Below are 19760 nucleotides of genomic sequence, written 5' to 3'. Positions count from 1 at the left end.
CGCTGTATTAGCGGCTTTTTTTGTTTTATCTGTGCAACTAGCTTTGGAGAATCTCTTTCTTGGTTTCATCTAAAAAAGCAGATAGCGCCGGTGTAATGAGGGTGTCTTTTCGTTTAATAAACATGGTCGTTACTGAAGAATACTTCTCCGGTAAGGAGTGGCAGGTTACCTTGTCACGGACTTCATAATCCGCAATGATGGAATAAGGCAGTAAAGTAATACCCATACCAGCACTAACACAAGCAATTATCGTTTCGAGGGTTCCAAATTCCATTAATTTCACAGGCAATAATCCTTCTTCTTGCAGGAGAGTGTTAAGTTTGGCTCGGTATGAACATCCTTTGGGAAAAACCAGCATCGTATGATTTTGTAAATCATGGATCGATTGTATCAAGGGATGTTTGGGTGAAGTGACAAGAACAAGTTTCTCATTGATGACTTTGTCCTGCGTGAGATCTGCGTGTTCTATCGGACCGGAAACAAAAGCTCCATGCAGTTCATAATGCAGAACTCCATGAAGCAGCTTTTCTGTTGGCCCTGTAACTAAAGAGAAATCAACATTGTGATATTTCAAATGATATTGCGCGAACACGGAAGGCAGCCGGACCGCTGCAGTTGTTTCCATAGAACCGATAACCAGAGGACCTGAAGGAATGGAGCTGCTTCCTACTGCGGCTTTGGCTTCGTTAATGGTATGTAGAATCTTTTCGGCGTAACCGACTAAAATTTGTCCTGAAGGAGTAAGTGTAACTCCCTTTTTGTGACGGTAAAATAATGCGGTCTGAAGATCCGCCTCTAACTGTTGAATTTTGTTTGTAACATTGGACTGAGCATAATTTAGTTTTTTCGCTGTTTTGGAAATACTTCCTTCTTGAACGGTTTGAATGAAAATTTCCAGTAAGTGAATTTCCAAGTTGACACTCCTTTAGAAAACAATCTATCTGAAATCATGATATGTAACATCTGATTTACGGATTATACAAGATGGATAAACTCGATGTAAACTATAAAGAATGGAATCTGAATTGATGGGGAGGAAACCTCGATGTCTATTCAATTAAACAATAAGCTCTGTGAAAGCTTCAATATTCGTTATCCAATCGTTCTTGCGGGGATGGCCGGTATTGCAAACATGGCACCCCTAGTCGCTGCGGTTTCTAATGCAGGTGGGTTAGGGACGTTAGGCGCTGCGTATATGAGTCCTGAGGAACTAAGAGGCGCCATACACGAGATTAAAAAACGGACGCAAGCACCGTTTGCCGTAAATATTTTTGCTCATGTTGGACCGGATCATTATACGAATTTTGATGCGGTAAACGAAGAGTTGACCCCGATTCGAGAATTCTTGGGTGTGAAGCAGCGTGCTCAAGATGAAATACGTACACCCAATCATTTTGAAGAACAGTTTGACATCTTGTTGGACGAAAAAGTTCCGATTATTAGTACAACGTTTGGATTACTTTCCGAGCATCATATGCAGAAGGCAAAATCGTTAGGCATCAAAATTATGAGTAAGGTCACCACGGTAGAGGAAGCTATTCAAGCGGAGATGCGCGGATGTGATGTCATTGTTGCTCAAGGTAGTGAAGCAGGAGGGCATCGAGGAACTTTTGATGTATCATCTCAGCTCAGTGGAGCAAATATCGGAACCATGGCACTTGTCCCACAAATTGTAGATCATGTCCATATTCCAGTCCTTGCGGCAGGCGGAATTATGGATGGTAGAGGGCTGGTGGCTTCACTTGCTTTGGGAGCACAAGGGGTGCAAATGGGGACTCGTTTCTTGACATCAGTTGAGTCTGGTGCACATGAGGTATATAAACGTGCGTTGCTTGATAGCACAGAGGAAAGCACTGTAATTACAAATGCCTTTTCTGGACGGCCAGCGCGTGGCATCAAGAACGACTTTATACAGCATTGGGAAGCATCCAGTATTAAGCCGCTAACCTTTCCTACCCAAAATACATTAACTCGCGAGATCAGGAATGCTTCTGCTAAGCAAAATAATCCCGAGTATATGGCCCTTTGGGCAGGTCAGGGAACGAGAATGTTAACAGATAACCAATCTGCAAGCGATATCATTAATCAAATGGTAGAAGAAGCCAGAGCAATCATTTAGTAGTGATTATAATTTCACATCCAGCGAATAGCGATCGCGAAGTACTGACAAATGGTGGAGCTCATGTCCAGCCATAACAAATGCGATCGATCGAGCTGAAGCAGGATTATCACTGACGATCCCTCTACAGAGCCAAGCTTCTGGTGTGAGGCGACGGAGCATAAGAATGGTTGAGCGGCGTGTGACGGCATATTCTTCGTTCAGATCGGCTGCGGTATACGCATTGAAGGGTTGGCTCTGCATAAGCACGTCCTGATCGTAGCCAGGATGATTCGCTTTGTCGCCTCTGGCGATGCGAAGCAGTCGGCCGCTCATGATACGTTCGTTATCCAAAAGGTGGCCAATGACCTCCTTCACGCTCCATTTGCCTTCGGCGTAACGATAATTTGCTTGCTCCTCTGTTAATGAAGAAAGCAAAGTTTGTACGATGTTGGCCTGCTGCTCTAACCTTTCGATGATATTTCCTTCAGGAATAAGCCGGATGTACCCTTCATAAAAAGCTGCATATTCCGCTGTAGTAGGTCTTTCAACCATGTAAATGCCTCCTTTGGGATTCATAGCTCTGGAATATATTGTAGCACATATCTTGCTTCCAGCATTGAAATCGGCCCCTCCGCTTTATGGGCGGAAGGGCCGATTTCATGTGATTTGCACAGTTTTATGGTTGGGCTGTTCCACTTTCAATCCGTACGTCGTATCGCCTTTTGTTGAACAAATTTCTCCAAAATCGAAAAATCCTCAGTCACTTCTTTGAATGGTAGCGTGTCCAGCACCTGTTCCCGGTAATTCTTTTTTGCCGCTGCGCTGAGACGGGAGTCTAGTATGCTGAGTATGCCAAGATCCGTTTCACTGCGAATCAAGCGTCCCGTTCCTTGCCTTAACCGGAGAAGCATATCCGGTACAAACACCTCCATGAACGAATTCTTCGTTACAGATGCCTTATATTCATAAATAGGATCCGAAGGAACAGGGAAGGGCAGCCGGAAAATAATGACCTGTGACAGGTCAGAACCCTCGATATTCACGCCTTCCCAGAATACACCGGTACCCAGGAGCACACCTTTGCTTTTCCTGAATTCGGCGATGACACTGTCCTGGGAAGATCCTTCTTTTTGAACATGAACTGACCCTTTATATTCATCAGGCCTTGAAATCAGCTTCTTATGAATGAACTTCATGTCTTCCTTTGCTGAAAAAAGGACGATTGTTCTTCCTTGTGTTAAATTACAGAGTTGAACCAATTCGTTGTAGGCTGCTTCAAGATAGTCTTCACGCTGGTCATGGTGGTAATATGGAACTTTGTTGGAGATGTACATCATGGTATGGTTGGTGTAATCAAAAGGGGAGGATTTTCGATCCATAAAATCCCCCTTATAACCGAGGGACTGCGTCAAATAAGAGTATTGTTCCTCCAGCGTATCCCCGCCTTGGCACAGCGTTGCCGACGTTAGGATAACAGGCGCTTTGCCATTAAATAAAGCATACTTCAGAAATTGGCTTATATCTTTGGGACAGATGCTGATTGTGGCTACTCCCAAGGGACTGCTTGCCCATATGAGATAGTTATCCTCTATTTCAGCCAAAACATGGATGAGGGTAATAAGCCCGTTTATAGCTTCAAAAGCGTCATCAATCTCCCGTTCGTGACGGGAGGTCAAAATGGAAAGGCGAAGACTAAGATCTTTCAAATCGTTCGAGACTTGATATAACGGTATTCCTTTGATCTCCGACACTTTTATACGGTCGCTATCCTGCTTGGCATGGTGGAGCAGATCCGCATTTATCTGTTGGAAGATGCGTTCAATACATTTTTTTATAAACTTGGATTGTGAGAAGAGACTTTTATCCCCGGACTGCTTCGTGAGAAGCTGCACAGTGTTATCCAGTATGCGGCAGATTCCCCGATAAGTGAACTCGAGCGTTCGGGCATCTCGAACTTTTGCTTCCAGATTATGCGCTTCATCAATGACGATCAGAGCAGGCTGTTCTGAGATGATACTCTTGGTGCCTTCTTTTTTCTTCATCAAATCCCGTATGAGCAGGTCCTGGTTCACAATAATAAAATCAATCTCATGGGCCTTTGCATTTAATTTAGCTCTCATATCGTAAAACAAGCACGCATTTTTATGATGGCAACGTTCAAATTTGCAATCATTTACGGAAAAGTTGGACCATTCGGGATCACTAATTCCAGCTTTAATATCCGCTCTTTCATCAATTTCAAAATCTAAAATGCGCTGGGCAAGGGTAGACAGTGAGGAGTTCGGATCATCAGGCCTGTTCCATTCCGCGGCCCTACTTCGGCAGGCATACTGACCCATACCTTTCCCAACGACAGAGCGAACCGTTGTGAAGCCCAACCGGCTACCAATGACCCTTAAATCTTTATGTATCTGTTCCGAAAGCTGAATGGAAGATGTAGCTATAATGACCGGTTTCTGCGACATTTGATTCATGAGCAGGCTCGGTATCAGGTACCCAAAAGACTTGCCGATTCCGACACCAGCTTCAATCATGGCGTTATGCCCGTGGATATAAGCTTCGGCTATATCGAGAGACATTTCTTGCTGCCCGATTCGCTCTCTAAGACCAATTCGAGGGAACCGATCATAGATTCGGAAGATGGCGTTAACCAAAGAACGTTCGATTTCCCTTTTCGATTCCCGCTTATTTATCGTATAGAGTTCATTTAACCAATTCATAACGATCGCCCCTCTTCCAAATGAATGATCTTCTTGTAAGGAATTTTTTAGTCAAACTGTAATTATCTTAGATACTGAGATAACAGTCAAGTGTTCATAAGGAAGCGATAGAAGGTAAGCAACCAGCTAATTGGTCAGATACGAAAAAACATTGGGCCGAATAAGACGAAGACAGTAATATGAAGACAAGGAGAAGAGCGAACAGGGCACACCAGTGCTTTGTTCGCTCTTCTTAATCAACGGTTGGAATTGATTAATTGAAATTCTTATAATAAACCAAATGATCTGTCCACTCATCGTTTTCGTGTATGAAACCTTTGCGAACACATTCAAATTCCATGCCTACACTTTCCGCAAGTTTCATAGAAGATATATTATCCATATTAATATGGGCTTCTATACGGTGGAATTTCAGTTGTTCAAATGCAATAAGAAGAGCTTCATTCACGGCTTCTTTGCCGTAGCCTTTTCTCCAATACTGATTATGGATGGTATATCCGAAGCTTGCCCATTGAAAATCCGCTCTTGCTAAAGTCGCAATATCAATCATACCCAGATGTGTACCATCTTCCTTTCTAAATACACCAAATACATAAACGGCATCTGTACGCGCTAACTCTTGATGTCGATCTACAAGATGATGAAACCAATTCGGTGTACATTCAGTCATATCCATTTTCCCTTTATCGTTTCGGTGTTGGGAGGGAAAACGGTTTTCAAATGCATTTAACCAATTTTCATAGTCGTCTTTTTTTAAAGGTCTTATTACTAACCGTTCTGTCTCTGAAATATAATCAAATTGTTCTGCATTCAATCCCAAGTGACATCTCCTCTGAATTATCTTTTTTCATTTACATCATTAAGCAATCCAAGTTTATCATAGGATACATCTGTTGAGAACAAGAACGAAAGGGACATCCATTTGATTAGAAATCACAATTAATAGGGCGGCTAGACATCTTTGCAATAAACGGTTTAATGGTAAAATAGTGAAAATGGTTCATGTTGGAGGATGCTCATGTATAAACTGATGATCGTAGAGGATGAACTGCTCATGCGGGTTGGAATTCGTTCCATGCTAAACTGGGAAGACTACAATTTCTATGTTGCGGGAGAAGCGGGGAACGGGAGGGAAGCGTTGGAACTCGCGCTAGAAGTGACCCCTGATCTAATTATTACCGATATCAAGATGCCGATCATGGATGGGTTAGAGCTCATACAAGAGGCATCTTGTTTATTGAAAACCTGTAAATATGTCATCCTGAGCAATTTTGACGAATTCCATTATGTAAAAGAGGCACTGAAGCTTGGGGCTGTAGACTACTTGATTAAAAGTGAGATTACAGAAACCTCTCTAGTTGATCTTCTTATCACCATTGAAGAGAAATTAAAAAGTGAACGTGACACTAAGACCAACGTACCATTTATGACACACGACTATTTCAAGAGCCTGAGACATCTAAAGGATAGCTTTTTCCAAGATATTGTAAGCGGATTCATAAATGAAAAGGATATGGTTCCCAAAGCTGAAGAAATGCATTTCCGTATACGATCAGACAAGTTGGTCGTCATCCAGTTTATTGTGGACTATTACGAGGAAGCGAAGAGGAAATATGTCGAGAAGGGGGAAAAACTACTTCGATTCTCTATTCTGAATATTATGGAAGAGATCATTCCATCCAAATGGGAGAAAGAGATTTTCGTGGAAAGCTCCTCTGAATATTGGGTTATTGTCAATGTTCTTCCTGGGAGTGAGTCTGTACAAGCTGATCTAAACAAACTATGTAATAAGCTTCTGTCTTCAATCAAAGATTTTATGAATCTGTCACTCTCAGCGGGTGTAAGTACAATCGTTTCCGATTTCCATGGCATAAGACAGGCATGTCGAGAAGCGGAATTCGCCCTAAAACAAAGTTTCTTTAAAGGCAGTAACCAGATACTGTATTACGCGGACGTGATTCAAGCTCCATCTCGGAGAGAAGTGAATGGAATGCTCAGTCCGGAGCAAGAACGAGATTTCCTCAAATTATGGGTGAGTAAAGATAACAAAAAGGCGGAGGAGTTCCTTGAAGAAATTCGCTCTGATCTGGAGGTGCAACGAGCAGATGAGAGCAGTATTCGCAAGCAATATATCATGGTGATGGAAACCATACACTCCCATCTCTCACGAGTTACTGAAAGAGGCAAGCTTTCATTTACCGAGAGATCGCCTTACGAAATCGTTTTGAGAGGAGAGTATTGGGAGGATATTCACCAAGATATGCTGGCTCATATCGCGTATTACTTTAAAACCGATTCCCAGATCATGCAGGAACGTTCCTACACAGACCTCGCCATTGAGTTAATGGACAAGTATTATGCTGAGGATATTTCGTTGCATAGTATTGCTAGCCAGATCAGTGTCAATCCTTCGTATCTTAGCCGATTGTTTAAGCAGGAAAAAGGAGAGAACTTCATCGCATACCTGACACGAGTTCGGATTGAACATGCCAAGGCTTACCTATTGAGCAGGGAACTGAGAGTATATGAAATCGCTGACAAGGTGGGCTACCATAATTACACGTACTTCAGTAAGATTTTCAAAAAATCGGTAGGATTCACTCCTGAGGAATATCGAGATCAACAGCAGGGACTCATGTAATCGGTGAATAGAGGTGCAGCATATGAAGCATGCCCAGCTCTTACCAATCAAGTACAAAATCATGGTGATATGCATTACAGTCATCATTCTTCCAGTACTTGTGATGACGATTAGCTCGTATTACTCTTCTGAGCGATTACTGGCACAGAATTATACAAATCTGCTCAACGATCTGGCCAAGCAAACGAATATTCGCATTGACGAGTTCCTAAAGGAGATTGAGAAGATCACACTGCTTGCCAGTAATGGACTGAGCGACAATTTATCTGCAACCCATGAAGGAAGCTTTCCGATCCAGGATTTCCTGCGAGAGGGTGATGAACAAAATGAGATTGCCGCATACAATATTTTGATGAATTATATCATGATGAAGGATCGCGTATTTTCCATCTACCTCTATAATTTGAACGGGGGACAAGATCTCTTCGTCAGTCCTAACCAGCCTATTGACCCGGACTTCAAAGTGGCGAACGAATTGTGGTTTAAAAAGTTCATGCATGATAATGATCGAACCATCACGTTGACAACCCGAATCGATGAGCAATTGGAGAATAAAATTCTGGCAGTGTCACACGCTCGTAAAATTCATGATGTGGCTAGCGGGGAACTGCTTGGCGTGATTGTCGTCAGCATTGATATAAAGTTCATCGAAATCGTTAATCGTAACTTGCAGGAAGGGCTACGTTCCAGGTTCATGATTGTCGATGAGAATGACAAAATTGTATATAACGTAGATGACCGCTTAATCGGTACATTGTTCCGGGACAACGTTCGTCCTCCCGAATCATTAAATGTTGTGGTGACCAGTCCACTTAGTCAGCAGAAATGGACTACTTACTTATACATGCCTTTGGATGAGCTGACTGCCGACGGCAAAATATTAGGGCATAATCTGGTGACACTGTCCATTGTCCTGGTTCTTTTTGCTGCCATTATTTCGATTTTTCTATCTCATGTCATCACCACCCCCATCAAGAAGCTGCTGCGCAATATCTCGTTGGTCGAGAAGGGGCAGTTTGAACAAGTTGAACATATTCGTTCTCGCGATGAGATTGGGCACTTATCAGTTCGATTTAACAAGATGTCACATGAATTGAAGCGTATGGTTGAGCGGATGCAACAGGAAGAAATAGAGAAGGCAAAGGCCGAGATGCGTGCGCTTCACGACCAGATCAAGCCTCATTTTCTGTATAATACTCTGGGTTCAGTGAAATGGATCGCCTCCATGCAGCAGGCTGACAAAATCGTGGAAATGACCGATGCATTAATCTCGATGCTTCGTTATGCAACTAGATCCGATGGAACCCTCGTAACGATTCGTGAAGAAATAGATAATATAGCGAATTACGTGACGATCCAGAATGTCAGGTACTACGACTGTATTCAAATGAAATATGAGATTGAGGATAGACTGCTCGATTATCGTATGCCCAAAATGATTCTGCAGCCCATTGTGGAGAATGCAATCTTTCACGGTCTGGCCGAACTTGAAGAAGACGGAGTCATTACCATTCGGATTCAATCACGGGGCAGAGATATTGTGATTGAAGTCTGCGATAATGGCATTGGTATGGATCAACATACGATCCAGAACTTTATGGAAGATAAGCTCGAAGCAGACAAAGGAACAGGCATCGGCCTGCATAATGTGCAGCGGCGTATTCAACTTCATTTTGGCAAGCCTTATGGAATACAGGTGGCTAGTCAGATTGGAGAAGGTACGACTTTTACCATTCTGCTACCTGCCATCAAAGAAACACTGTAGTCATAGAAATTATCATGCAAACGTTTACAATGTTAGAACGATTCCAAGTATATTTCGTAGGTTAAACACACGCAAAGAGCTTGCAGGATTAACTGCAAGCTCTTTTGGTTATCCTTTGACACTACCGAGTACCAAACCCTTGGTAAAGTATTTCTGCAAGAACGGATAAACGAGCAAAATCGGAATGGCACCCAAGAACATTTGAGCAGCGCGTCCAGTTCTGGCGTTCATCATCGATAACAGTTGAGTGTAATCGGAGCCGGATTTCAGCATGATTTGCTCAAAGCTCTGCAGCAGGGTCTGTAGGTAGCTTTGTAATGGATAATTGGCTGGATTGTTCATATAGATAATGCCATCGAACCATGAATTCCAATGGCCGACGATACTGAACAAACCGACCGTAGCGAGAGCGGGCTTGAGGAGCGGCAGTAGAATACGAAGCAATACCTGCACAGGCCCTGCACCGTCGATGATCGCTGATTCTTCTATCTCCTCCGGCAAACCTCTAATGAAATTCATAAGAATAATCATACTAAATACGGGCAGAGCTCCGGGCAGGATCAGAGACCAAATCGAATCAATCAAGCCCATTTTGACGACCACCAGATAGGTAGGAATTAATCCTCCGCTAAATAACATGGTCACAATGAAAAATCCCATATAGATATTACGGCCCATCAATTTTTGTTTGGATTTGGATAGTGGATAGGCGGTGAGCACGATCAGAACCAGATTTACAAACGTACCGAGAACGGTTCGTTGGATCGCCACCCAGAGAGAGGAGAAAAATGACCCTCCAGATAATGCAAATTCATAAGCCTTAGTTGTGAATTCAACTGGCCAGAACGTAACACTGCCCGCGGATACAGCCGAACTGCTACTGAATGAAACAGCCAACAGGTTGATAAATGGAAGGATACAGAGTAGGGAGATTAGAAGCAATATCATGTAGTTTAGGATATGGAACAAACGCCTGCTCATACTTTTATCACAGATCATAATGAACGTTCCTCCTTAGAAGATACGATAGCCGGCTACCCTGTAAGCCAGGAAATACGATACGGCAACGAGAACACTGGAAATGATGGATTTAAATAATCCGACAGCCGTACCAATCGAATACTGTGCCTGCTGAATTCCTAGACGGTATACATAGGTATCAATAATATCTCCAGTCTGATACACGACAGGGGAATACAGGTTATAGATTTGATCGAATCCGGCATTGAGGACGTTACCAAGTGACAACACAGTCATTAAGACAATCGTTGGCATGAGGAGGGGCAAAGTGATGTAGATGGTCTGCTTCCATCGTTTGGCTCCATCAATTACCGCAGCCTCATATAGACCAGGGTCAATACTGGTCAGGGCTGCTAGATATACAACCGTGCCGAATCCGAAGCCTTTCCAGATATCACTCACGATCATCGTCCATGGGAATATGGACGGTGTGCCCAGAAAAGAGATAGGTGCAATCCCGAATACGCCTAGAAATGTGTTGATGATGCCATCGGAGCTAAGTATATCCAGCATGATGCCAGCCATAATGACCCAAGACAGAAAGTTCGGAATATAAACCAGGGTTTGAAATGTACGTTTGACACCACTGTTCAGCACTTCGTTAAGCAGTAATGCGAAAATAACAGGCACGATAATGCCCCCGATAATCTTAAAGACGGACATATACAGTGTATTCCAGATGGTTCTTACGAAGTTTGGCTGACTAAATACATGGGAAAAATTGTCCCATCCAACCCATGGAGAGTTAAAGCCGAGACCCGGATTGTATTTTTGAAATGCAATAATAAGCCCATAAAAAGGGATGTAGCTAAAGATGAAGACCAAGACTAGGCTTGGGATCAACATGAGATGGTAGGGACTCTGCTGCTTCCATTTTCTCAGCATTCATATTCCTCCGTTCTTGGCAACCGCATTATTATTTTCCGTAGGCATCATTAACTGCCTGGGTTGCTTCATCGCCTCCGGCCGCTCGCCAATTCTGGACGACAACATCGAAATAATCGATACGTTCACTACCCATGATGATCTTGGTGAAGCCTTCTGTCAGAATATCATCCAGCGTTGTACCGTAACTTGATAGCACCTCCGGTGAAACACCCCATAGCGCCGTCTTTGTGTAGTTCTCGCTATCGAGTACTTTCTTAGCCAGACCATACGCATTCTTTGGAGCACCCTGTTGCAGATAATCACCAACTGCTCCCGGTGTTGCATTCTTCATAAACTCAACGCTGTTGTTATATTTCTGCCACATTCCCGAAGTTGTGAGCCCACTGGTATCCTCGGATTGAAGGGCTGCTGATACAGCCTCGAACTGCTCGTAATCTGAATTCGGATTAAGTACACGGAACGCCCCGACCACATGGGCAATATCATTGTCGAGCAAAGCGGATAGTGTTTCTTTGGATTCCTTACCATTGCCTTCATCAACGATATAAGCATAGTCATTCAAAATCTTAATCACTTCTTGAGGGCTCTTAAATCCCTTTTTCATGACAATATAATTGTTGTTGGCGAAGAAGATGGATTGTTTCGCTTCCTTACCATCAATGGTAGGGATGATATACGGATAAAAGATCGCGTCTTTACCCAGATTGGCTACTGTATCAACGCCAGGATTATAACCCCACCACTGGTAATAAGGCTGTACGCCCACTTTGCCGGCTACGATATCCGCGTTCATCGCATTAAAGTCTTTGATTGCAAATTCCGGATCAATGATACCTTGCTTGTACCATTCCGACCACTCAGCCAGTGCATTCTTCATCTCAGGCTGGACTGAGCCATACACTAATTTCCCACTGTTATCCTCCATCCACATATCTGGATGCGCATTCCATGCAATGGCGAGCAGGTTGAGGTAATCGAGTGATTGATCTACTGCTATGCCATATCCGCCGTGCTTTTCCATAAATTTCAGTGCAATGTTCTTGATGTCTTCCACCGATTTCGGATCTTGGAGACCCAGTTCTTCTTTCCAATCGTTCCGAATCCAGATGAAATCGGGTTGTTCAATTAATCCCCAGTGCATCTGCGGTATCCCGTACAGTTTGCCGTCCTTTTTACCAGACTCATAGCTATCCGCATCCGTTTCCATATAGCCTTTGAGACGTTCTGAAGCGTGTTGTTCAAAGACATCGGTAAGGTCCATTACCATATCTGCTTCGACTAGCTGCCTTAATTGTGATGGATTAACCCTAAACACGTCGGGGAGATCATTCGATGCTATAGCCAAATTCAATTTGGTATCATACTCATCGCTGACCCAGTCTGTTTTGACATCGATATTAAACTGCTCTTTGTATCGCTTAATCCACACATTGTTTGTGATATCATCTCCCTTTGGATATTTGGCAGAAGTATATTCTGACGTTACGGTGTGGATGGTTGTTATTCCGCCCTCGTTGGCATCCGAATCGGTATTGGATGTACTTTTCTCGGTGCTGCTTCCATTTGTACAGGCGGCGACCAATAAGGTCGACAGGCATAAAGACAACATCAAAGTTTTGGTTTTCTTGTTCATTTCCTTTCCCCCTTAAGCGTCATATTTGAATACGTTTTCTTGAAAATAGTCTAAACGAGAAAGGGAGAACGGGATATAAAGGTTATTGACGAGAATCCACATGTTTTTTTACTTTTGGGTTAAAGCGGAGAAATGACAAAAGTGGGTTGTGCACTTTTTTTACTTTTCACCAAATCTTTTTTTACTCATGGCCCAATGACAACGACCCAGATATTTTGATTCGATATTATTACGTGGCGGCAGTATTAACAAAAACAATAGAAGAATCTGGAATTTTAGGTTAAGATATATACATCTGAACAAAAAGGAGCGAATTTCAATGACTAACAAGGTGATTGTGCTTTAGGTTCACAGAAGGATATTTGCGGCATGGGAATTCCTTTTGTGGACATTGCAGTGCGGGAGATCGTCCCGACAATGTTTACTGGAGGAGATTATTATTAACTTTAACGAAGCTGTTAACATCAGCAATACGCATGTACTGGCATTGGTATCCGAGCTGTTTCATCTGGAGGGTTATAACATTCAGCTTATTCCACCTCATGAGGGTGGGCGGAATGTCGTTTACACCTGTGAGCAAGAGGGGGATGAATCGCTAATTCTCCGAGTGTCTTTTTTGCCTGACAGAAAGCGGGAAGATTACATTGCCGAGCTGGAATATGTCCAGTATCTGTTTGATCATGGAGCCAGCGTTTCGAATGTAGTGAGTTCCAAGAAGGGCAGTCTGTTAGAAGAGATCACTTATGATCATCATACGTTTTTTGTCAGCCTGTTTAACAAGGCCAAGGGAAAGTTGCTGGTAGAAAATAATTATCAGTACCGAGAAGGTGTTCCACTTACCGAATACTATTATAATAGCGGCAAAGTTCTGGGCAAAATGCATCAGCTATCCAAAAGCTATGTACCCGTCCATCGCCGGCATCATTTTTTTGATAATTACAAAGGTGAATATATCAACAACTTGATACCTGAATCATTCTCGCTGCTTAAGGAGAAGATGGTCGAGCTGCTGAATACTTTAACAGGTTTGGATACAAACCAGGAAACATTCGGAATGATCCATTTCGATTATAACGATGGGAATTACTCGATCGATTTTGATACGGGTCAGATCACGGTGTATGATTTCGATAATTCATGCTTCGGTTGGTATATGTATGATCTAGCAGATCTATGGACACATGGTGTGGGCTGGATACAATTCGAACCTGACGCTGGTAAACGCAAAGCGTTCATGCATGATTATTTTGAAACCGCCCTCGCTGGTTATACTTCCGAAACCAAGATCGAAGATTCGATGTTGGAGAAGCTGCCTTTATTTATTCAAGTTACCCTTTTGGAGAATATCCTAGGTCAATTGGAGGAAATGCAGCATACGGGCGAAGAACCGGAGGATAACGAAGAAGTGTTGTATCTCATTAAATGTCTGGAAGAGGATATACCGTACAGGGGATTTTTCCATGACATGTATTCGAGTGAAGCACCCTTTACGTTATGAGGACCGCTGAAGTGACATACACCTGAAGCATGAATAACCAGTGACTAAACAAAGAGGCAGCCGGCATAGACCGGTTGCCTCTTCGTTTAGCTATGGCACTCTATTCGAATTTGGAAGGAGGCACGTTGTAAAATTTTTTAAATGCTTTGGAAAAGGTGAAGGGATCGGGATAGCCCAGAAATCCGGCAATTTGCTGGACCGTATATTTTTTCTCATACAGATAGTCACGTGCCCGGTTCATCTTGATTTGATTGATGTACTGTCCCGGCGTAATGCCCAGAATTTTCTTGAACAAAGAAATGAAATATTTCTCAGAGACACCGGCAATGGCCGCAAGTTCGCTAACTCGGATGACACGGTGCAGATTCGCATCCACGTATGGAAATACGTTCTGTAGAACCTCCAGACTTCCTTCCGTTTTCCTCGGTTTTTGGTCTTTTAGAAATTCACCGTTATACAGACCTTGCCCGTGAAGCTCCAAAATTTTTGCAATGACGAGAAGCAGGGAAGCCTTCAAATAGAGTGGACTTCCGGAAGCGCCGCTGTCCTGCTTGAACCTTCGATAGGACGAGGTGAACAGTGTTGATTCCTCCCGAACCAGGTTGCCAGGTACGATGCCCGGCAGTTGAAACTCGCCTAGAATTCGCTTTTGCTCGGCAATGCTGAAATCAAAGTGCATGTATATGAATCGGCACAGCTCTCCAGTCGTAGAAGCAATATAGGGCATATCTGGATAAAAAAACACGACGTCATCCGGGTTCGCTGTATACGCGATTCCATCGATGGTGATCTGGACGGAGCCTGCTGTAATAAACCACAGATCATAATCGGAATGTGACTTGTGCTCCATCCAATTGCTATCGTGAGTTTGTTCCAAATAAGAGCTCATACGAAGTGTGATATACTCCGAAAGTTCGTCCATTATACTCATATTTACTATCCCTGCATGCGTCTGATCCAACTCATCACCCCTCCACTTTATGACATCCTTTGATTTATCACTAATATAACCAAGGTTTTATCTCTTGTTAATCATCGTACCATATGACATGTTTTGAAAACTATCACACATTCCGATCTCAGACGACTCGCCTATAATGAACTTATATCGTTAAGAGGAGGGGTTCGTAATGAATGGTACAAACACACAGCATCCAAAGGTAGTTGTTATTGGGGCGGGAAGCCTGTTTTTTGGTCGTCAGTCCATCTGGCAGATGGTTCACTCACCATACTTGAACCAGGGAACTTTAGCTTTAGTGGATACGGACGAGGAGCGGCTCTCGAAAATGGTAACACTTGCAGAGAGGGTCGCCCGGGAAAACAATGTATCCTTAAAGATTGAGGGCTCGGTGGACCGAAGACAAGTGCTTCCGGGAGCTGACTTCGTTGTGCTTAGCTTTGCAGAGCAATCAGTCAAATATCGAGGAATTGACTGCCAAGTCTCTCTAAAGTATGGCATTCGTATGTGTTCCGGCGATACGATTGGCCCCGGCGGAATTTTTAGGGCAATGAGAGAGCTTCCGGTTATTATGGAATGCGCCAGAGACATTGAAGAGCTATGTCCTGATGCCTGGGTAATTAATTATATTAACCCGTCTACCGTTCATGGCATCGCATTACATCGCTATGCGCCGAAGCTGAAATCGTTTGCCCTGTGCGATAGTCATCATATGCCGCATAAGAAAGCCTATTACGCTGTAAGCGCTGGAATCATCGAAAAGACAGACGAGTTCACCAATGAGATCGATCAGAAATTCGATTTCCGCATCGCTGGCGTCAATCATTTCACTTGGCTGCTTAAAGCGGAATTCGAAGGGAAAAATGTGATGCCCCTAATCGCGGAAGCCATGCGCAAAATGGCAGGTGATGAGAACAACGGCGGTGATCGCGGAGCAAAAGCTATTTTTAACGATGCGATTACCTACGAACTGTATGATATTTTCGGAATCATCCCCACTTGCACGGCTCATACGAAGGAATACGTTCGGTATTGGCAAGGTCTGGGTAAGACTACAGACGCAATTCCGCCATTATCCATCTGGGAGACAGAGGACAGGTATCAGCGTCACGACGAAATGTGGCGTCAGGTGGATGACTTTCTTGCGGGGAACATCCCGATTGCCGATTACATGAGCACCTTTGGGCCAGACCATGCGACTGATATCATTGAGAACATGGTAGGGAATTTGGGGAAGAAGTTTTTCATCAATACGCTTAATCAAGGCGCGGTAACCAATATGAATGCCGATTCGTTCCTGGAAGTGCTGTGCGATGTGGGAATGGACGGAGTTAAGCCAGTTCATGTAGGCGAGATGCCGCGTGGAGTAAGAGGAATGCAAGAACTTGTACTGGATACACATGAGCTGACGGTCGAAGCTGTTCTGGAGCAGAGCTACGAGAAGCTGAGAAGGGCGATGCTCACCGATCCACTCGTGAGTTCCATCAGTGACGCGGACAAGATCATTCATGAATTGTTGGAACTGGAACGTGATATGATTCCCGACGTCTGGTACAAGGACAGACTGCAGTATAGCTAAGTATAGATAATGATAAAAGACCACGTTAACCCTTCTGAAGGAAACTACGTGGTCTTTGATTTTATTAATAAATCCTAGTTCATTTAAAAGATAAAGAAGTATAAAAAAGCTTACTGTAGAAGGGTTTTATAACCTTTGGATAATAATGACATTGACATCTGCGGCGTTTTCTAAAATAATAAATGTAATTGAATACTGGTACCTTTAATTCAGTCCAGAGAGGCTGGCAAGGGCAGCGGATTTTATAATCACGCGTGAATCAGGGCATATCCCCACAGGGATGCTCTGCGTCTTCGCGCGGATTATGATGTAAAAAGAGGCTACTTGTCAGTGTGTAACTTGACGAGTAGCCTCTTTTTTCTGCTTTTTTTTGGTATCAGATACACTTTAAGCTGGAGGTATTCTGATGAGCAAACAAGATCAAGAGTTTTCATGGCAAGAGGTGCCAAAAACGCAGAGAAATCATTTTTGGAAGACGTTATCCGTAATGTTGGGTTTCACCTTCTTCTCGGCGAGTATGTTGGCAGGGGGTACGCTTGGAGTCAGTTTGACGTTCATGGAATTCATTGGCATCGTGCTTGCGGGCAATCTGGTGCTCGGTATCTATACAGGAGCACTGGCGCATATCGCTGCCAAGACAGGCCTTTCCACACATTTACTTGCTAAATATGCGTTCGGTGCGAAAGGATCGTACCTGCCATCGTTCCTGCTCGGCTTCACACAGGTCGGATGGTTCGGGGTAGGCGTGGCCATGTTCGCAATTCCGGTTGCCAAAGCAATGGATTGGAACGTGTACTTGCTGATTATCCTGTTTGGTCTTGCTATGACGGCATCAGCCATCTTCGGTATGAAATCGCTCGTCATCTTGGGTTATATCGCGGTACCGGCAATTGCCATTCTCGGCGGTTACTCCATGTTCGAAGGTGCAGGCTCGCTGGGAGGTCTGCAAGGATTGCTCGATTACACGCCGACAGAGACACTCACCGCGGCAGCAGCATTGACCATTTGTATCGGTTCATTCATTAGTGGCGGAACGTTGACGCCCGATTTTGCTCGGTTTTCCCGGACGTCCAAGCAGGCGGTTACCGCAACGGTTATTGCCTTCTTCCTTGGGAACTCGCTTATGTTCCTGTTCGGGGCAGTTGGTGCAATGGCATATAACCTGGCTGATATCTCGGAGGTCATGTTCCTACAAGGCCTGCTCATTCCTGCGATTATCGTTCTTGGACTCAATATCTGGACAACCAACGATAACGCCTTGTACGCCTCCGGATTGGGTTTTGCCAACATTACTAAAATTTCGAAAAAGTTCTTCGTCATCGTAAACGGCATTGTGGGTACAGTATTTGCCATGTGGATGTACAACAATTTCGTCAGCTTTCTGAATGTGCTGGGCGCGGCAGTACCGTCCATTGGGGCCATCATCATCGCAGACTACTTCTTCGTGAAGCGCAGAAACTATAAACCGTTTGCTGAGATGAGTTTCAAAACTGTAAACTGGGTAGCAATGGTGGCTTGGGCCATCGGCGTTGCGTTTGCTCAGTTGGCTCCAGGCGTAACACCACTGAATGCACTGATCGGTACGGCAGTGGCCTACATCGTATTGATGCTGATCGTTCCTAACAAAGAATCCATTAAAGAAAAGGGGAAAATAAATGATTATACAGAACGCAAAATTGCGGGGTAAAGAAGGTCTATGGAATATCGTTGTAAAAGACGGGAAGTTCGAACAAATTACACAGGAGCTACAAGCCACTGCAAATGAGGAAGTACTTGACGTCAACGGTTCACTTGTATTGCCACCGTTCATTGAGCCTCACATCCATCTGGATACAACGTTAACGGCTGGCGAGCCGGAGTGGAATTTGAGTGGGACGCTGTTTGAAGGCATCCAGCGTTGGTCGGAACGTAAAGCATTCTTGACACATGAAGATGTTAAAACTCGCTCCAAAACAGCACTGAAATGGCAAATGGCGCAAGGAATCCAACATGTGCGGACACATGTGGACGTTACAGACCCAACCTTGACTGCAGTCAAAGCGATGCTTGAAGTAAAAGAAGAGATGGCACCATACATCGACATTCAGCTTGTGGCTTTCCCACAGGAAGGTATTCATTCCTATCCAAACGGTGCAGAACTGCTGGAAGAGTCACTGAAAATGGGCGTTGACGTGGTCGGCGGCATTCCGCACTTCGAATTCACGAGAGAATACGGCGTCGATTCGATGAAGGTTGCTTTTGACCTTGCTGAAAAATACGACCGTTTGATCGACATCCATTGCGACGAGATCGATGATGAGCAATCCCGCTTCGTGGAAGTCGTTGCCAAGGAAGCCTACGAACGCGGACTGGGCTCTCGTACAACAGCAAGCCACACGACAGCGATGGGGTCTTATAATGACGCATATACGTACAAATTGTTCAGATTGCTGAAGATGGCTGACCTCAATTTCGTCTCCAATCCGTTGGTCAACATTCACCTGCAAGGGCGCTTCGACACGTATCCAAAAAGAAGAGGTCTGACTCGCGTCAAAGAACTGCAGGAAGCTGGTCTTAACGTGTGCTTCGGTCATGATGACATTTTCGATCCATGGTATCCGCTAGGAACGGGCAACATGCTCCAAGTACTGCATATGGGTATTCATGCTTCGCAGTTGCTGGGTTATGATCAAATCGTAAATTCGGTCGATCTCATTACGAAAAACAGCGCAAGAACGTTGCATATCGAGGATGTATACGGCATTGAAGTAGGAAAACCTGCCAACTTCATCGTTCTTGAAGCAGAGAATGAATACGAGGCTGTTCGAAAACAGGCTGGTGTACTGTACTCGTATAGAGGTGGCCGTAAAATCGCGGAAACAAAACCTCGTGACACGTCGATCATTCTTGAAGGTGGTTCGGAGAAGGTTACGTTCAATAAATAATTAAATGAAAAGTGCGATGCATCAACCATAGCC

15 protein-coding genes are annotated in these 19760 nt (G+C 44.0%); 7 read left to right on the top strand and 8 right to left on the bottom strand.

Annotation, left to right across the window (positions count from 1 at the left end):
- Positions 1 to 37: 37 nt before the first annotated feature.
- Complete coding sequence (locus BLS14_RS08185) at positions 38 to 913, bottom strand: LysR family transcriptional regulator (protein WP_090950948.1); 876 nt, start codon at positions 911 to 913, stop codon at positions 38 to 40.
- A gap of 132 nt (positions 914 to 1045) precedes the next feature.
- Between BLS14_RS08185 and BLS14_RS08180 the strand changes: the two genes are divergently transcribed.
- The gene (locus tag BLS14_RS08180) at positions 1046 to 2119 is read left to right on the top strand and encodes an NAD(P)H-dependent flavin oxidoreductase (protein WP_072733179.1); all 1074 of its coding nucleotides are present in this window, start codon (positions 1046 to 1048) and stop codon (positions 2117 to 2119) included.
- A 6-nt stretch (positions 2120 to 2125) separates the two neighbouring features.
- On the opposite strand, the gene BLS14_RS08175 is transcribed toward BLS14_RS08180, so the two are convergent.
- The 3 genes from BLS14_RS08175 to BLS14_RS08165 all read right to left on the bottom strand — a co-directional run bounded on the left by BLS14_RS08175 (position 2126) and on the right by BLS14_RS08165 (position 5641).
- Positions 2126 to 2653: a DinB family protein gene (locus tag BLS14_RS08175; protein ID WP_090950945.1), complete on the bottom strand. Its 528-nt coding sequence runs from the start codon at positions 2651 to 2653 to the stop codon at positions 2126 to 2128.
- 146 nt (positions 2654 to 2799) lie between these two features.
- On the bottom strand, positions 2800 to 4821 hold the full coding sequence (locus BLS14_RS08170; protein WP_090950942.1) for an ATP-dependent DNA helicase: 2022 nt from the start codon (positions 4819 to 4821) through the stop codon (positions 2800 to 2802).
- 253 nt (positions 4822 to 5074) lie between these two features.
- Positions 5075 to 5641 (bottom strand): GNAT family N-acetyltransferase, encoded by a 567-nt coding sequence (locus BLS14_RS08165; protein ID WP_090950937.1) that lies wholly within the window; start codon positions 5639 to 5641, stop codon positions 5075 to 5077.
- A gap of 198 nt (positions 5642 to 5839) precedes the next feature.
- Here BLS14_RS08165 and BLS14_RS08160 point away from each other — a divergent pair, with 198 nt between their 5' ends.
- Together BLS14_RS08160 and BLS14_RS08155 are read left to right on the top strand one after the other, a co-directional pair.
- On the top strand, positions 5840 to 7462 hold the full coding sequence (locus BLS14_RS08160; RefSeq protein WP_176854436.1) for a helix-turn-helix domain-containing protein: 1623 nt from the start codon (positions 5840 to 5842) through the stop codon (positions 7460 to 7462).
- A 22-nt stretch (positions 7463 to 7484) separates the two neighbouring features.
- Positions 7485 to 9227 (top strand): cache domain-containing sensor histidine kinase, encoded by a 1743-nt coding sequence (locus tag BLS14_RS08155; protein WP_090950928.1) that lies wholly within the window; start codon positions 7485 to 7487, stop codon positions 9225 to 9227.
- A 108-nt stretch (positions 9228 to 9335) separates the two neighbouring features.
- Here the strand turns inward: BLS14_RS08155 and BLS14_RS08150 are convergent, their stop codons facing one another.
- Genes BLS14_RS08150 through BLS14_RS08140 form a run of 3 tightly spaced genes read right to left on the bottom strand, consistent with a single transcriptional unit; the run spans position 9336 to position 12768 of the window.
- Complete coding sequence (locus tag BLS14_RS08150) at positions 9336 to 10226, bottom strand: carbohydrate ABC transporter permease (RefSeq protein WP_090950924.1); 891 nt, start codon at positions 10224 to 10226, stop codon at positions 9336 to 9338.
- A gap of 15 nt (positions 10227 to 10241) precedes the next feature.
- A complete protein-coding gene (locus tag BLS14_RS08145; RefSeq protein WP_063562660.1) occupies positions 10242 to 11132 on the bottom strand; it encodes an ABC transporter permease in 891 nt (296 codons plus the stop codon).
- Positions 11133 to 11163: 31 nt separating this feature from the next.
- Entirely contained in the window at positions 11164 to 12768 is a 1605-nt protein-coding gene (locus BLS14_RS08140) for a type 2 periplasmic-binding domain-containing protein (RefSeq protein WP_063562659.1), read from the bottom strand.
- A gap of 382 nt (positions 12769 to 13150) precedes the next feature.
- Between BLS14_RS08140 and BLS14_RS08135 the strand changes: the two genes are divergently transcribed.
- Positions 13151 to 14266, top strand: a complete 1116-nt coding sequence (locus BLS14_RS08135) for a phosphotransferase enzyme family protein (protein WP_256336280.1) — start codon at positions 13151 to 13153, stop codon at positions 14264 to 14266.
- Positions 14267 to 14366: 100 nt separating this feature from the next.
- Here the strand turns inward: BLS14_RS08135 and BLS14_RS08130 are convergent, their stop codons facing one another.
- Entirely contained in the window at positions 14367 to 15197 is an 831-nt protein-coding gene (locus BLS14_RS08130) for a helix-turn-helix domain-containing protein (RefSeq protein ID WP_072733527.1), read from the bottom strand.
- Positions 15198 to 15396: 199 nt separating this feature from the next.
- On the opposite strand from BLS14_RS08130, the gene BLS14_RS08125 reads away from it, so the two are divergent.
- The 3 genes from BLS14_RS08125 to BLS14_RS08115 all read left to right on the top strand — a co-directional run bounded on the left by BLS14_RS08125 (position 15397) and on the right by BLS14_RS08115 (position 19727).
- Positions 15397 to 16803, top strand: coding sequence for a family 4 glycosyl hydrolase (locus BLS14_RS08125; protein WP_090950920.1), 1407 nt, complete (start codon positions 15397 to 15399; stop codon positions 16801 to 16803).
- A 406-nt stretch (positions 16804 to 17209) separates the two neighbouring features.
- Positions 17210 to 18490 carry a cytosine permease gene (codB, locus tag BLS14_RS08120; protein ID WP_090806903.1) on the top strand — a complete coding sequence of 427 codons (1281 nt, stop codon included), beginning with the start codon at positions 17210 to 17212 and terminating at the stop codon, positions 18488 to 18490.
- The gene (locus BLS14_RS08115; RefSeq protein WP_063562655.1) at positions 18459 to 19727 is read left to right on the top strand and encodes a cytosine deaminase; all 1269 of its coding nucleotides are present in this window, start codon (positions 18459 to 18461) and stop codon (positions 19725 to 19727) included. Before codB ends, BLS14_RS08115 begins: the two co-directional genes overlap by 32 nt.
- Positions 19728 to 19760 lie beyond the last annotated feature (33 nt).

The sequence above is a fragment of the Paenibacillus sp. OK060 genome (assembly GCF_900101205.1).
Taxonomy (GTDB): Bacteria; Bacillota; Bacilli; order Paenibacillales; family Paenibacillaceae; genus Paenibacillus; species Paenibacillus marchantiae.
Note: the sequence above shows the minus strand (reverse complement) of the source record. Positions and strands in the feature narration are given on the sequence as shown.